General features: G+C 62.9%; 15 protein-coding genes. 2 read left to right on the top strand and 13 right to left on the bottom strand.

Annotation, left to right across the window (positions count from 1 at the left end; all coding sequences use genetic code 11):
• Nucleotides 1-4 precede the first annotated feature (4 nt).
• Entirely contained in the window at nt 5-4,396 is a 4,392-nt protein-coding gene (locus tag HYN69_RS19720) for a strawberry notch family protein (protein ID WP_108437610.1), read from the bottom strand.
• 176 nt (nt 4,397-4,572) lie between these two features.
• On the opposite strand from HYN69_RS19720, the gene HYN69_RS19725 reads away from it, so the two are divergent.
• On the top strand, nt 4,573-4,869 hold the full coding sequence (locus tag HYN69_RS19725; protein ID WP_108437611.1) for a hypothetical protein: 297 nt from the start codon (nt 4,573-4,575) through the stop codon (nt 4,867-4,869).
• Between the two features lie 81 nt (nt 4,870-4,950).
• Nucleotides 4,951-5,214: a hypothetical protein gene (locus HYN69_RS19730; protein WP_108437612.1), complete on the top strand. Its 264-nt coding sequence runs from the start codon at nt 4,951-4,953 to the stop codon at nt 5,212-5,214.
• Nucleotides 5,215-5,516: 302 nt separating this feature from the next.
• On the opposite strand, the gene HYN69_RS19735 is transcribed toward HYN69_RS19730, so the two are convergent.
• The 12 genes from HYN69_RS19735 to HYN69_RS19790 all read right to left on the bottom strand — a co-directional run bounded on the left by HYN69_RS19735 (nt 5,517) and on the right by HYN69_RS19790 (nt 13,576).
• Nucleotides 5,517-6,134 (bottom strand): GNAT family N-acetyltransferase, encoded by a 618-nt coding sequence (locus HYN69_RS19735; RefSeq protein ID WP_108437613.1) that lies wholly within the window; start codon nt 6,132-6,134, stop codon nt 5,517-5,519.
• Entirely contained in the window at nt 6,135-6,443 is a 309-nt protein-coding gene (locus HYN69_RS19740) for a type II toxin-antitoxin system TacA family antitoxin (RefSeq protein ID WP_108437614.1), read from the bottom strand.
• 89 nt (nt 6,444-6,532) lie between these two features.
• Nucleotides 6,533-7,177 carry an antitoxin of toxin-antitoxin stability system gene (locus HYN69_RS19745; RefSeq protein WP_108437615.1) on the bottom strand — a complete coding sequence of 215 codons (645 nt, stop codon included), beginning with the start codon at nt 7,175-7,177 and terminating at the stop codon, nt 6,533-6,535.
• Entirely contained in the window at nt 7,170-7,589 is a 420-nt protein-coding gene (locus HYN69_RS19750; protein ID WP_108437616.1) for a hypothetical protein, read from the bottom strand. The genes HYN69_RS19745 and HYN69_RS19750 overlap by 8 nt, the downstream gene beginning before the upstream one ends.
• An 87-nt stretch (nt 7,590-7,676) precedes the next feature.
• Nucleotides 7,677-7,871 carry a hypothetical protein gene (locus HYN69_RS19755; RefSeq protein WP_108437617.1) on the bottom strand — a complete coding sequence of 65 codons (195 nt, stop codon included), beginning with the start codon at nt 7,869-7,871 and terminating at the stop codon, nt 7,677-7,679.
• A 1-nt stretch (nt 7,872) separates the two neighbouring features.
• The gene (locus HYN69_RS19760; RefSeq protein ID WP_108437618.1) at nt 7,873-8,250 is read right to left on the bottom strand and encodes a DUF6915 family protein; all 378 of its coding nucleotides are present in this window, start codon (nt 8,248-8,250) and stop codon (nt 7,873-7,875) included.
• Nucleotides 8,251-8,260: 10 nt separating this feature from the next.
• Complete coding sequence (locus HYN69_RS19765; RefSeq protein WP_108437619.1) at nt 8,261-8,752, bottom strand: DUF6878 family protein; 492 nt, start codon at nt 8,750-8,752, stop codon at nt 8,261-8,263.
• 100 nt (nt 8,753-8,852) lie between these two features.
• Nucleotides 8,853-9,371: a DNA repair protein RadC gene (locus HYN69_RS19770; protein WP_108437620.1), complete on the bottom strand. Its 519-nt coding sequence runs from the start codon at nt 9,369-9,371 to the stop codon at nt 8,853-8,855.
• A gap of 113 nt (nt 9,372-9,484) precedes the next feature.
• Nucleotides 9,485-9,925 carry a JAB domain-containing protein gene (locus HYN69_RS19775; RefSeq protein WP_108437621.1) on the bottom strand — a complete coding sequence of 147 codons (441 nt, stop codon included), beginning with the start codon at nt 9,923-9,925 and terminating at the stop codon, nt 9,485-9,487.
• Nucleotides 9,926-10,047: 122 nt separating this feature from the next.
• On the bottom strand, nt 10,048-11,247 hold the full coding sequence (locus tag HYN69_RS19780; protein WP_108437622.1) for a DUF932 domain-containing protein: 1,200 nt from the start codon (nt 11,245-11,247) through the stop codon (nt 10,048-10,050).
• 291 nt (nt 11,248-11,538) lie between these two features.
• Nucleotides 11,539-12,060 carry a TetR/AcrR family transcriptional regulator gene (locus HYN69_RS19785; RefSeq protein ID WP_108437623.1) on the bottom strand — a complete coding sequence of 174 codons (522 nt, stop codon included), beginning with the start codon at nt 12,058-12,060 and terminating at the stop codon, nt 11,539-11,541.
• A gap of 10 nt (nt 12,061-12,070) precedes the next feature.
• Nucleotides 12,071-13,576, bottom strand: a complete 1,506-nt coding sequence (locus HYN69_RS19790) for an MFS transporter (protein WP_108437624.1) — start codon at nt 13,574-13,576, stop codon at nt 12,071-12,073.
• Between the last annotated feature and the right edge of the window lie 233 nt (nt 13,577-13,809).

Raw genomic sequence — 13,809 nt, forward strand, 5'->3', positions numbered from 1 at the left:
ACGATTAACAACCTTTGCGTGCATGTAGACCCTGGATGGGGAAACGTGCAAGCAGCTGATCGAGCACTTTCACACCGCCGGAATCGGTCGGACAGAAGAGGCGCAGCTTCCAGGCGATGATTTCCGAGAAAAAGCCATCGGCCTTGAGCCGGTCCTTCTGCGCTTCCGTGAACCCGGAGAGCTCGATCCGGTTGACCCCCATGACGCGGGAGCGGTGCAACTCCATCCCTTCGGCCAAGCGCACGACGGTCTTGCCCTCCAGAACGAGCGCATGGACCTGCGCCGACGTGAGCTTCGGCGCGTCCTCGGCTAGCGTGGTCGCGACCCAGGCCGGCGAGACACGGCGGCCGATGATGCGCTGGCCGTCATCGGTCTGCAGCCGGTAGACGCGAGTTTCATCCTGCGGAAGCTGCTTCCAGATTGGCAGCAGCAGGCCCGCCACGATGTGGATCGTGGACTCGGAGAACTCGGGAACTTCCGCGAATTCATCTGTCCAGGCGGCGATAAAGGCCGCGCGATCAGCCTCCAGCCAATGGGTGTCCTCCATCATCTTGACCGGGAACGTGTGGGTTTCCGTTGGCCGGATCAGCCGCAGGCGCGGCTCGATGGTGCCGTCGTCCAGCATCAGGCTGGTGGCGGGCACCTGCACGGCGGCACGGCCTGAGCGGCTGTTGACCAGAAGGCGTGCCTTCGGATCGTCGAGCCAGTCCAGCGCGTCCGCCAGCGAGGTTGGCGTGTTGCGACGCTTTTCTGCGATGGTCAGAAGCTGGGTTTCGGCACCGGAGCCAGGATGGGTGTAGATCACCCGCGCATCCGTGACGCGGAAGCTCTCAGCGCGCAGGGTTTCGAGTCCGAGGTCGTAGACCCCGGCAGCGATGGCACCCTCGATCCGCTGATCGAGAATTTCTTCGAAGGCCGCGAAGAGCACAGCCTGCATGTTAATCGTCAGCGCCAGCAAGCGATTGAGGAAGGTCGTGATCGGCGGCAGGTCATCCTTCAGGCCGTTGTCATCGGTCAGGCTGAGGCCGGTCGCATCCTCGAATGCGCCGAGTGAACAGCCAGCCACATCGCCGCGATAGATGCGGCGGTAAAGTTGGCGCAGGGCGTCGCGGGCGTAAGGAGACTCGAGGTTGTCCTCAGGCCGGAACAGCCCCTGCCCGCCGGTCTGGCGCTGCCCTCGCGTGATTGCCCCGAGCGTGTCGAGGCGGCGAGCGATGGTCGAGAGAAACCGCTTCTCCGCCTTCACGTCCGTGGCGACCGGCCGGAAGAGCGGCGGTTGCGCCTGATTGGTGCGATTGGTGCGCCCGAGACCCTGGATGGCCGCATCGGCTTTCCAACTGGGTTCCAGCAGGTAGTGGACACGCAGCCGCTGGTTCTTGGCACCGAGATCGGCGTGATAGCTGCGCCCCGTGCCGCCGGCATCCGAGAAGATCAGGATGGGCTTCTGGTCGTCCATGAAAGCTGCGGTTTCCGCGAGGTTGGCAGACCCCGCTCGGCTTTCCACGACAAGTCGCGCCGCCGGACCCTCGCCCTTGCGCACGATGCGGCGCGAGCGGCCTGTGATCTCGGCCACGAGGTCGGTGCCGAAGCGCTGGACGATCTGATCCAGCGCCCCGGGCACGGGCGGGAGTGATGCCAGCTTCTCGATCAGCGCGTCGCGCCTGCGGGTGGCCTCGCGGCATTCCACTGGTTGGCCGTCACGGACCACGGGTCGCGACGACAGATTGCCCTCGCTGTCGGTGAAGGGCTCGTAGAGCTGCACCGGGAAGGAATGGGCGAGGTAATCGAGGACATATTCCCGCGGCGTGATGTCGACGCGGATATCATTCCACTCCTCGGTCGGGATGTCCGAGAGGCGACGCTCCATCAGCGCCTCGCCCGTCGACACAATCTGAATGACGGCGGAATGCCCTGCAAGCAGATCGGCGTCGATCGAGGCGATCAGGGTGGGGGTTTTCATCGAGGTCAGAAGATGGCCGAAGAAGCGCTGCTTGGCGGACTCGAAGGCCGAACGCGCGGCGGACTTGGCCTGGCGGTTCAGCGTGCCGCTGGAGCCAGTCGAACTGGCGGGGCCAGTAATGTTGGCGGCCTCCATCGCGGCGGCGAGATTATTGTGGATGATGGCGAAGGCCCCGGCATAGGCATCATAGATAGCACGCTGCTCCGGAGTGAGGGGATGTTCGACCAGTTCATATTCGACGCCGTCGTAAGACAGCGACCGCGCGGTGTAGAGGCCGAGGGCGCGGAGATCTCGGGCCAGCACTTCCATGGCCGCGACTCCGCCCGCTTCGATGGCCTCGACGAACTCGGCGCGGGTCGCGAAGGGGAAATCTTCCCCGCCCCAAAGGCCGAGCCGCTGCGCATAGGCGAGGTTGTGAACTGAGGTCGCCCCGGTGGCCGAGACATAGACCACCCGCGCATTCGGCAGCTTGTGCTGCAGGCGCAAGCCTGCCCTGCCCTGCTGCGAGGCCTCAGTGTCGCCACGCTCGCCTTTCGAGCCGGCGGCATTGGCCATCGCGTGGCTTTCATCGAAGATGATGACACCATCGAAGTCGACCCCGAGCCAGTCCGCGATCTGGTCGACGCGGGATTTCTTGGCCCCGCGTTCTTCTGAGCGAAGTGTGGCGTAGGTGGTGAAGAGGATGCCCTCGGTGAGGGGGATGTCGCGCCCTTGGGCGAAGCGCGACAGAGGCGTGACAAGCAGCCGCTCTTGCCCGAGAGCCGACCAGTCCCGCTGCGCATCCTCGAGAAGCTTGTCGCTCTTCGAAATCCAGAGCGCCTTGCGGCGGCCTTGGCACCAGTTGTCGAGCAAGATCCCGGCCGACTGGCGGCCTTTGCCCGCCCCTGTGCCATCGCCAAGGAAGAACCCGCGACGGAAACGGATGGCGTCAGGGGCATCATCGGGCGCGGCCGAGACCATGTCGCCGGTTTCATCGACAGTCCACGACCCCGCGAGACAGGCGCCATGCGCTTCACCAGCATAGATCACGGTCTCCAGCTGCGCGTCGGAGAGCAGGCCACAGCGCAGGACGGCGGCAGGGAGTTTCGGACGGTAGGAAGGTTTTGGGGGCATGACCGACGCCATCGCCGCCGATTGCACGAGCTTGGTCGGGTGTGGGACCGCGCCGGGGATATCGATCGCCTGCAGGCGGAAGGTCTCATAAATGGCATCCGACAGGTGCGCGGTATCATCGTTCTCGCGCACCTCGCGCAGGGTGTAGGCGAGGTCTTCGGCCTCGATCCTAGCGTTGGCTTGCGCGGGTTGGGCCGCAGAAGTCGCGCGAGATATGCCGATGGCCTTGCGCGTGAAGGGGGCAGAGTTTCCCGGGAAGAGGGAAGAACGGCTCTGACTTGCCGTTGCGGCCTGATCCGACTCAAAGCGCGGCGGTACTTCGGCGGTGATCCGGGCGAGGAGATGCGCTACTTCCGGAGACATTGCCCGACGCAGGTCAGCGGTGACGCCACCCATCTCGCCACCACGGCATTTGTCGAAGACCGAAATCCGGGTCTCGAAAGTGGTGCCATGCTTGGCGAAAGCCGCCCCCGACACTGCGCTGGTGAAGACGAGATGTGCGGTTTCGGTCAGGCGGGCGAAGGTCTCGGACCAGGCCGGGGCATCTGGCGCGAAACTCGCACCCGTGATGGCGACCAGCCGCCCACCAGGGGCCAGCCGGGCAAGCGCCGAGCGCAGATGCCGGGCCGTCGCCTCGGTCGTCCGACGATCGACGTTGGCCATGGCCGAGAATGGCGGGTTCATCAGGATGACGCTTGGGCGCATGCCCGCGTCGAGATGATCGTCAATCTGTGCAGCGTCAAAGCAAGTGACCGGGCAGCCCGGGAACAGCAGTCGCAGAAGGTCGACGCGGGTGTCTGCCAACTCGTTCAGTGCAAGGCTGCCGCCCGCGATCTCAACCAGGATCGCCAGAAGGCCGGTCCCAGCCGAAGGCTCGAGGACCAGGTCACGGGGAGTGATCTGCGCAGCCGCGAGGGCCACGAGCCCCATGGGCAGCGGCGTCGAGAATTGCTGGAATCGCTCCATCTCCTCCGAGCGCCGGGTGTGCGTGGGCAAGAGGCCCGCCACCTTGGCGAGGATGGGCAGCAGCGCTGCAGGCGAGCCAGCCCGAGCCAACAGCGCACGGCCGAATTTCCGCAGGAAGAGGACAAGTGCCACCTCGCCCGCTTCATAGGCCAGTTTCCAATCCCAAGCGCCCATCGCATCGGAGTCGCCGAAGGCACGCTGCATCTCGAGGCGCAGGCGCAGCGCGTCGATCTGGAATCCCTGCGCCAGATCGGGCTGCAGGGCCTCGGCCACGGCAAGGATCCCGGTCGCAGGATCAGGCAGGACAGGAACAACGACCGGCGTCAGCACGGTCGGGATCAACGGTTGGAAGGTCATCAGAACACCTCAGGTTGGGGAAAACGGTGAGCCGAAGGCGCTCTCACGCGGCCTTCCAGCTCCCCCTGCCCCATCCTGCCTCTGCCTCTCGAACGTCGATCCTTGGCAGAGCGGTGGTTGATTTTGTTCCTGTTATGTTCTATAAATGGGAGCCAAGCAGCAAAGGAGTTTCCCCGATGGAAGACACCAGTTTTGCAATTCCCGTCACGCCCAAGCAGATTGCCTACGCGCGGTCGTTGGCGCTCAAGAACCAGACGCTGTTGCCATGGGAGGTGCAGCAGGATCGGCGGGCTTTGAGTTCTTGGATCGATGCGCAGGCCAGGCTGAAGCCGGTTTCAGCGCTCGACCAGCTGCCGTCGTCGAAGCAGGTCGCCTTTGCTGAGCGTCTTGCTCGCATCAAGCGCCGCGCTGTTCCGGACGAGTGTTTCCGAGACAAGGGCCTGATGTCGAAATGGATCGACGGGAACAGGTGACGATGCGCGATCGGGGCTTTGTTGTTTTGGAAAGCTCAATCACCTATCTTGTAGAAGCAGTTCCAGCACAGAGATGATGCAATGGCCTCGGTCACAGCGAAGGTAATGTCGACAGTCAGCGCGCCTTACGGCGTGCTGCTGACGGCTGCCCAGCTGGCCGAAAAAATTGCCGACATTAATAGTGCGGACTCCTACGATTGCAGCGTGTTCGCCTTCCTGTCCGAAGTGTCCCCCAAGCTGCAGCAGTCGTTTATAGACGAGATGGGGGTCAGCAAGGACGCTTTCGCGGAAGTCGCGCGCAAATTCTCCGATCTTGCCGGATACAAGCTTCCTTTAGCGATTTGAGTGAACGCCCCGTAGCCAAGCCGCTGACTCGAGCTTCTTGAAGTGGCGATGGCGATCATCGCAAGACCCCGCACCATCGGCCCCGTTTCGCTTGAGGCCGCTCGTCGATTTCTTTGGAAGATCACGATTTAAGGCGCCGATGACGCTGAAAACTGTTGTCCATCAAAGAAGCTGCGGCGCGCAGCTTCCATTCGACTCTACTTCAGGCAAGACCTGATTTACCACGCCTATGCTCACCCATGGCATTGCAAACACGGGCAATCTGCCATGCCATAGGTTGGCAGTTTCGGCCTTACGAGGCCTCACCCTCGGTCCAAGTTCTGTACTGGCAGCGCCAATTCCGTGAGCACCACATCCTTCTGTTGCCCGTCGTCATCTTCGACGATGAGCTTGCGGACAATACTGACGGGCAGGAACATCCTCGAAGGGTTCGACGCCTGCGACAGGAACCCATAGCTTTCGTAAAGTGTTTTGCGGCGCGCAACGCGGTCGGGATCGCCACAGTCAAGCACATCAAGCATGACGACGGCGACGCCGATGGCATCGGCCGCAACGGCAATCCGGCGAAGAGCGTCGACAAGCAGATCGCCACCATATCCACCCCCGCGAAACCTTAGGTCCCGCCCGATCATCGAGATGTAAGCAGCCGGGATGTTGCCGTGCGAAGGGCGTGTGCGCGCGAACTTTGCGGGCAGATCCGTGAAGTGAACGGAATGGGCATTGAGAGCATAGAAACCGATCACCGTGCCGGCAGGATCGACCATTACATAAAGTCGGACGTTGTCCGCCTTTGCCAGCTTGTTGGCAGTCTTTTGAAAATAGTTGTCGACCTGTTCGACGCCGCAAGAAAAAGCCGCTCGATCATGTCTCTCCGGATCGAACGGCTCAATGGTATGGGCGGACGGTTGTGATGCCGCCATTTACTTCGACACAACCGTGTCATTGTGCCGACGGAAAGCCGCGCGTAGAGCATCAGTCGGCGCCGCCGGGGCATCAAGTGCCGCGAAAAACGCTTCATGATCGACCGGCAACAGCACCGTCCGTTCATGCGCCGCGATTGTTGTCAGCGCGGCCTGGTAGGCAGCATTCATCGTGAAGACGGAATCGTCGACGCCTGAAAGTGCCGCTGCCTGCTGGATCGCAGTCTTGATGCGAGGCTTGGTCCGGAAATTCATCCGGGCCTCGTTGCGCTCATCGATCGCGCGCGTGGTGTCATGGAAACCAAGCATAGCCGCCTCCTGAATATCTCGTCATCATGTACGCCCAATTGACGTACATTTCAAGTGCCTGATGAGGGAAGATATTCACAATGTCGGTTTCACCCGAAACGCCGCCCTCCTTCGGTGAAGGTGTACTCGTTGACGATGATCCCCTCCTCGATGGCCTCGTCCGAGGTGAGGTGGTCGTATTCGGCCTGAAGTTGGCGATAAAGCCAACGGGCGAGATCACGCAGCGCTTCGGTCACGATCTCCTCCGCGTCCTCGGTGGGCGACTGCCAGGTTGAACTGTCGCGCGTGACGTCCACCGACATGGTGTATTCGTGATAGTAGCGGCCACGGTGACTGGTCTCGGCGGCGAGCTGGTAGAAGTTCCGCCGCTGGATGGCTTGCAGGCGGTCGGCGATGCCGTGCAGCGTCGCGTCCGTCGGGGCGTAGTCCCGAATGCGTGCGGCCGCGCCCTTGGCGTGGCTGAGGTATCCCTCGAAGGCCGCACCGTCGCCCTGGCTCCAGAAACCCGAAAACCAGATGCAGGGTTTCTGTCTTGTCCCGCCGCCCATCAGGCGGACGGGCGTGGTCTTTAAACGAAAGCCGAGGATTTCACAGACCCGTTCGAAATCCTCGTAGACCGCATCCCACCAGTCGTCGTGGGGCCCGAGGTCGCGATACCAGCTGCGCGCCTTGTCTTTGGCCGCATCGGAGAGCTCGGGGAACTGATAGACCGTCGTGCAGATGAGCTCAGGCATGTGCGTCTTCCCCGTTCAGCGCCGCAGCCAGCCATTCTTGCGTGCTGGTCCAGCCGATGGATTTGCGCGCACCCAAGTCGATGACATGTGCGCCGCCACCGAAAGCGTCGAGGCGGGGACGCGAACAGGTAAGAGCATAGGCGAAACCCCACACCCCCTTGAGGTCGAACGCTTCAGCCAGGCGCAGCACGAAGCCAATCACCTGTTCGACGTCGCCAGAGAGATCATCGTGGATCCAAAGGACATACGCAGCGTCGCCCTCTTGCAGCGAAAGCTCGAAGCCGCAGCAAAGCGGTTCATCGCGGTCAGCGTCTTCAAGCCGCGACTGGACGAACATACGATGCGCGGCAAGCGCATTTTCCGAAGTGCCAACATCGAGCAGGCACGAGAAATGCGTGAAGTAATCAGCCATAGGTGACTCCTGAATGAGAACCACCCGACCGAAGGGCCGGGCGGTATGATTGAAGAGGGGTAAGTCTTTGGGGTTGGTGTCTGCCGGTCAGGACGAAGCAGACCTTGCCCTCTCCTGTGCGGCCTCATGCGCATTCAGCATGTCGCGGTAGAACCGCCGCCGCGACAGCCGCAGACCGGGCTGACGGCGGATCCACGGATGCAGCGCTTTGGCCGCAGCCTTGATGACATCACGCGGTTTTGCCGTCAGGGGAAGATTCAGATGGGGATAGAACGGGTCCACGTCACCTGACCTCCAACACGGGCGATACCAGGTGCGGATCGACCAAAGGCTCAAGCTTCTCAGTTCGCCCCATCCAAGGTTCCGGTCGGATCGCCTTGATCCAGTCCGAAAAGCTGGGGATGAAGCCCAAATCTTCGCGGACGTGCTGCTCGCCGACCCATCGGGTTGGGATGATGCGGCCCGTCGACAGTGCGATCGTCGGCCCGAAGATCGTCTCAGCCATGAATATTCCCTCGGCATGGTGGCGCAGCGCCCGATGCCGAAAGTCCGCATGCAGCATTTTGCTGGCGTCAAACCACGAATGCACTGCCATGAAGTCGTCGGCCGTGCCGCCCCATTTTTTCACCGAGGAGAGCGCGTGGTGATACGGATGTGCCATCGCCGCCCCCTCAGAATTCATGGGTGAAGAGTTCGGACGACGTGAACCGTTCGTTGAACTCGAGGTGGATGCAGCGGGCGCTGGCGTCGAAGCAGAACTCGCCATAGGCGCCGTCGTTGTTCTCCCAACCGCCGTGGGTGTCGCTGAGGAAATCATAGGCGAGCTGTTCGACGACATCTTCGAGCGAAAGCTGCCGCATCTCGACCTCGGGACTGTCCCAGGTGATCGCGGCATAGGGCATTTCCACGGCAGGGAAATTGACGGCGGTCTCCCCTGACCAGGCGGCGACGCTTTCGATCTGGCCGCTGTCGCCCTCGCCATCGAAGCTGACCGTGACATGAGAAATGCCGGCGGCGGTCAGGGCATCGAATAGGCGATCTCTGTTGGCCGGACGCAGTTCGGCCTCGCGGGCGGCTTGTTTGGCCTGCGCCGCGAACACTGCGGCGAAGTCGATGGTGGACGGCGGCATCGGCGCCGGGAGGGTGGGTTCAACCTGGGTCATGGGGGTCTCCGAAGAAGGTGAAAGGGTCGGAGCCCACCGGGTACTCTCTTGCCCCGGCGAAGCTCACAAAAGCCCCCTGCCCTCCTCTGCCTCTCTGGGGTCATGCCGCGATCTGCAGGGCGCGCGTGGCAAAGGCGCGCCAGAGTGGATCCACGAGGCGAGCCTCCAAGAGATCGGCACGCTGCCGCAGGCGGGTTGCGAGATCGCTCTCCAGCCAGTCCGCCGCACGGCTTGCCTGCGCCCGAAGCTGGCTTGCTTCCATAACCACGACCCGGGCCTCAGTCGCGGTCATGACCGGAGCGCACCAAGCGACAGCGCCATTCGCTGCAGCACCGGCAAGGACAAGACGCTCATCGCGGTCAAGGATCGCCAGCATGCGCGGTGCAGCATCAGGCTCCATTTCGTCCGCCATTTTGATCGCGCCCCGCATGGCCTCGGCCAGCGTCGCGAAATGGCCGATGATCAGGGGATGGGCCTCTCCCGACATCGCAGCCGCAGGGTTGCGATCAGGCAGCGTCAGAGAAAAGGGCAGCGCGGGGTCAAAAGTGCTGTGCGCGACGACCGGCATGGCGTCAGCCGGAAACGGGGTCGATAGGGCCGGAAAGGAAAGGTCGAACATGGGAAATATCTCCGACGGTGCGGGAAGCCTCTCTCCCCGCCTCAAGCGTCAAAGACCAAACCGCCGCCCTCTTCCTCGAAGGGGCGACGGAAGGTGTTGATCCGAAGGACGGGTCACATCTTGCCCAAACCCCGAAGAGAGAGTTCCTGGCCCCCACCCACGATGATGTGGTCATGCAAAGTCAGGCCGAGATACTTGCAGCCCTTCTGGATTTCTTTCGTCATGGTGATATCCGCCTCGGAAGGCGTCGGATCACCGGAGGGGTGGTTGTGGACCACGATCAGGGCGCTTGCGTTCAACATCAGCGCCCGCTTGATGATCTCGCGGGGATAGACTGGGACATGGTCCACAGTTCCGACCGCAAGCTGCTCGTCCGAGATGACGCGATTGCGTCGGTCGAGGTAGAGTACGTGGAAGCGCTCCACCTCGCCGCGTACCGTCAGCGCACAATAGTCGCGAACAGCCTGCCAGCTGCCAAGGACCGGGTTCTGGTTCAGATAGCGCCCGAGGATTTCGCGGGCCTCGAGGATGACGGTTTCTTCTTGCGGGGTCACGGTGAGTCTCCGAAAAATGAAAACGCCGACGCCACTGCCCTGTCGAAGGGCGAGCCGTCGGCGCAATTATGAAAAGCTGACCGCCCAACGGGCTTGGGCGGTCAAGCGGATGACGCGCGGCCTCAGCCGACCCGGTCGAGAAGCTTCTTGGCGCGGCCCTCCATGTCGAGGCGGGCATCTTGCTGGGTCTTATCGCGCGCAAGCCGCGTGATGCCCTGCACGAAGTCGAAGATGCTTTCGGGCGGACGACCCTCTTCCATCAGCACCTTCTCAATGATCTTGCCAGACTCAGCCTTGGAGAAGCCGCGTTTGCGCAGAAAGTCATCCCGGTCCTCGTCCGTCCGTGCGACGATCTGCTGCCGCGCAGCCTTGATCCCGTTCACGAAGCCCTGCGGCGAGGAATTGGCGAAGCGCGTAAGCGCCGGAGCTGCCTCATGGGCGAAGCGCGAGGCGGCGTATTTCGAGTGGCGGATTGTGATCTCCTGGAAATCCTCGACACCCCAAAGGTTGCGGTTCTGGCACACCGCCCGCAGGTAGAAGCTCGCCATGCCGAGGGTTTTCGCCCCCACCTCGGAGTTCCAGCAATAAAAGCCCCGGAAATAGAGATCAGGGGAGCCGTCCGGCAGGCGGCCCGCCTCGATCGGGTTGTGATCATCCACCAGGAACAGAAAGACATCGCGGTCAGAGGCATAGAGCGTGGTCGTGTCGCGGCTGATCTCGACATCGGGGTTGTAGACCCCGGTCGACCAGTCCAGCACGCCTGGCACCTTCCAGCGCGTGTCGCCCGTGCCATTGCCCGCGATGCGCTGCACCGCCTCGACCAGCTCATGGTCATGGATGCGGCCATAATCCGGACCGGTGACCGCGCGCAGCTCCGTGCGGCCGTCCTCGGTCTCAAAAGTCTTCACCTGCTCGGCGCGGTGGTTGGTCAGACCGTATTGCAGGTTGATCCCCGCCAGCGGCGCGGGCAGCTGGCGCAAGTAAGACGCCGGGGCACCGACGATGCTGGCAAGCTGGCCAAAGGCCCAATGCGTGGGCGCCACCGGTTCATGCGCTTTCGGCAGAACGAGGTGCAGCCGGTCGTCGCTGTCGCGCGCCGCCTCGACGCGAATGTCCGCCGTCTGCACCACGCGGCTGCGGCTGCGCTCGGAGCGACCCTTCACATTGGCCCAAAGATCATCGAGGGAAAGATACCGCTCGTCATCGGGGCGGTTGAACCATTCGGACGACACCCGCCCGTTCCGCTCCCCCCGGCTCACATCCACTTTCCAGCCACCAGACCGTACCGGTGCGACCGGATCCAGAACTTCCACAACGCCCATCGGCTATCTCCTGCGACGGGCGCCAGGAGCCACTCTCCCAGCCCTCAACCCGTCAACGGGAAACCTGCACTCCTCTCACTCTACGAGTCGCGATGGGCGGAGAGCGGACGGTCGCTGCGCAAAGGATGGAGGTCAGCAATGCGGGACGGAGCGGACGGTCGCTCCTGCAGCGCAAGAGCTGCCTTCGGTGCATTGGGGCCGTGGCGCCTAGTGGCGAAGTGACTGTTGGTGGCGGAGCTTTCGCGGTTTCGACAAAACCGCGAAAGCGAGTGCTCGTGTTGGCGTCGACTACTATTCCATCATTTTCAGCAGCGAGCCGGTCACCATCGCCTTGACCTCTGGCGGCAGCGGTCGTCCGGCCATGGCCCGGTGCGCCCAAAGCCCGTCAGCCGCAATCCGCGCCAGGAAATGGGCGAGGCCGACGGGATCATCGGCTTGCGGGACCGGTGGTGCCCAATGGTCGATCACCTCGGACCAGACCTGAACCAACCGTTTGTCCCCCGCGCTTTCCAGCATCATCAGCAGTTCTGCCCGGGTGGCATCCCGACTGCAACTTTGGACATAGGCTGCATAACGGTCAGTCGGCAGGTCCGGGTCCGGGGCAAGGCTACGCAGTTGTTCCTCCCAGTGCCGGGCCAGATGCTGGTGGGTTGCCAGAAGCAGTTCATCGCGCGATGCGAAGTGATAGATGATGCCGCCCCGCGTGATGCCGGTTTCCGCCGCGACCGCGTCGAAGGTGACGGCGGTGACGCCGTCCCGCTCGATCAGCCGCACCACCCCATCAAGGATCTTGTCACGGTTGCTCTCTCTCATCGTGATAACCTCAATGCGGATAGTGCGAGGATTGCGAACCCGGCCCATAGGACCGCAGCAGCACCCCGGTGAACAGCGCGCCCAGTGCGATGACGCCCGCGAGGACATACATCACCATCAGGAACGCGCGGTCAAACGCAGTCGAAGCGGCACCGATCAGCGACGTTCCATCGGCGCCCATCTCCGCGGCAATTGAGAGGGCCTCGGGCAGGCTGTCGCGCGCCGCGCCGGGGACGCCCTCAGGCAAGATGACGCCAAGAGAATAAACCGCCGCCATCAGGCTGCCTAGAAGGGCAACGGCGATCAGGCTGCCGAACTCGAACGACACTTCCTCGACCGAGGCGGCCATCCCGGCATTCTGCACCGGCGCATTGCCGACGATGGCGGTAGAGGCCACCGACATGGCCGCACCGACCCCGGCACCGGCCAGCACCGATCCGGCAATCAGCCAACCGATGCCGTGGCTGATCCCCAGGGTTGCGATCAGGACACCGACCGTCGCTACCGCCAGCCCGCCCGCGATCAGGATGCGCAGCCCAATCCGGTGCAGGAAGGCACCACCAAGCATTGCGGTCGGCAGCGACCCGATGGCTGCCAACGACACAAGGATGCCCGCCTGCATGGGCGTGAAGCCCGCGACCAGCTGGAAGCGCTGCGTGGTTGCCAGTTGCAGCCCGGCGAAGGCGAACATGGCAAAGGCCGCAGCCAGGGTGCCCGCAAGGAAGGCGGGATTTCGGAACAGGGCGAAGTTCAAGAGAGGGTCCGCCAGCCGGGATTGCCGACGGGTGAACAGGACGGTTGCGATCAGGCCGATGGTTGCGGTGGCAGCGGGGACTGCCCAGGATTGCCCGGCATGGGCGGTTTCCTTGATGGCGATCACCAGCGCCGCCAGGGCCAACAGCGCCAGCACGGATGAGACGAAATCCCAGTGCCGCGACCTGTCGGGAGCAACCCTCGGAGCAACGATCAGCGTCGAGATGAACGCCAGGACAACTACCGGCACGTTCACCAGGAACACCGATCCCCACCAGAAGTGGGACAGCAGGAAGCCCGAGATGATCGGCCCGAGTGCGACGCCGATCACCGAGATCGAGCCCCAGATAGCGATGGCGAAATTGCGCTCTTTCTCATCGGTGAAGCTGACCCGCAGCAGGGCAAGTGTGGCGGGCATCATTGCGGCGGCACCGACCGCAAGGAAGGCCCGGGCCGCGATCAGGACATTGGCCGTTGGCGCGAAGGCCGCGACCAGCGAGGCGATGCCGAACAGGACCAGCCCGATCAGAAACATCAGCCGATGCCCGAGGCGATCACCGAGCGTGCCGGCCCCCAGCAGCAACCCCGCCATGACCAGCGGATAGGCGTTGATGATCCACAACCCTTGGGTCTGTGTCGCGCCCAGCTCACGTGTCAGAGTCGGCAGGGCGGTATAGAGGATGGAGTTGTCCAGCGTGATCAACAGCAGACCAGCCGCCACGGTCACCAGAACCGCCCAACGGTTGCGGGGGGATACAGTCATTTTCAATGCACCTTGCTTAGTATCGAACTATACTATCATGTTTGTATATTTTCGCAAGGGTGATATGGTTTCTGTCCACCAGCGGACTGCTGTGCAGCATGACAACGGTCAAGGCGTCTGCTTTCGGCTCCAAGTGGACCTTCGTTGCAATGAAGTCGAACGGCAGCTCTGGGCCGAAACTGTCGATCTTGTCCTTTGCCCCGGCAACCCGCGTACTAACGGGGCCTGAAACC

Origin of the sequence: Gemmobacter aquarius (genome assembly GCF_003060865.1) — a bacterium.
Taxonomy (GTDB): domain Bacteria; phylum Pseudomonadota; class Alphaproteobacteria; order Rhodobacterales; family Rhodobacteraceae; genus Paragemmobacter; species Paragemmobacter aquarius.

Excerpts from the sequence above, each read along its gene's own strand:
- HYN69_RS19725 (WP_108437611.1), top strand. The coding sequence starts at position 4,573 with ATGGAAGACACCAGTTTTGCAATTCCCGTCACGCCCAAGCAGATTGCC.
- HYN69_RS19745 (WP_108437615.1), bottom strand. The coding sequence starts at position 7,177 with ATGCCTGAGCTCATCTGCACGACGGTCTATCAGTTCCCCGAGCTCTCC.
- HYN69_RS19735 (WP_108437613.1), bottom strand. The coding sequence starts at position 6,134 with ATGGCGGCATCACAACCGTCCGCCCATACCATTGAGCCGTTCGATCCG.
- HYN69_RS19785 (WP_108437623.1), bottom strand. The coding sequence starts at position 12,060 with ATGAGAGAGAGCAACCGTGACAAGATCCTTGATGGGGTGGTGCGGCTG.
- HYN69_RS19720 (WP_108437610.1), bottom strand. The coding sequence starts at position 4,396 with ATGACCTTCCAACCGTTGATCCCGACCGTGCTGACGCCGGTCGTTGTT.
- HYN69_RS19780 (WP_108437622.1), bottom strand. The coding sequence starts at position 11,247 with ATGGGCGTTGTGGAAGTTCTGGATCCGGTCGCACCGGTACGGTCTGGT.
- HYN69_RS19760 (WP_108437618.1), bottom strand. The coding sequence starts at position 8,250 with ATGGCACATCCGTATCACCACGCGCTCTCCTCGGTGAAAAAATGGGGC.
- HYN69_RS19730 (WP_108437612.1), top strand. The coding sequence starts at position 4,951 with ATGGCCTCGGTCACAGCGAAGGTAATGTCGACAGTCAGCGCGCCTTAC.
- HYN69_RS19740 (WP_108437614.1), bottom strand. The coding sequence starts at position 6,443 with ATGCTTGGTTTCCATGACACCACGCGCGCGATCGATGAGCGCAACGAG.
- HYN69_RS19750 (WP_108437616.1), bottom strand. The coding sequence starts at position 7,589 with ATGGCTGATTACTTCACGCATTTCTCGTGCCTGCTCGATGTTGGCACT.
- HYN69_RS19770 (WP_108437620.1), bottom strand. The coding sequence starts at position 9,371 with ATGTTCGACCTTTCCTTTCCGGCCCTATCGACCCCGTTTCCGGCTGAC.
- HYN69_RS19790 (WP_108437624.1), bottom strand. The coding sequence starts at position 13,576 with ATGACTGTATCCCCCCGCAACCGTTGGGCGGTTCTGGTGACCGTGGCG.
- HYN69_RS19765 (WP_108437619.1), bottom strand. The coding sequence starts at position 8,752 with ATGACCCAGGTTGAACCCACCCTCCCGGCGCCGATGCCGCCGTCCACC.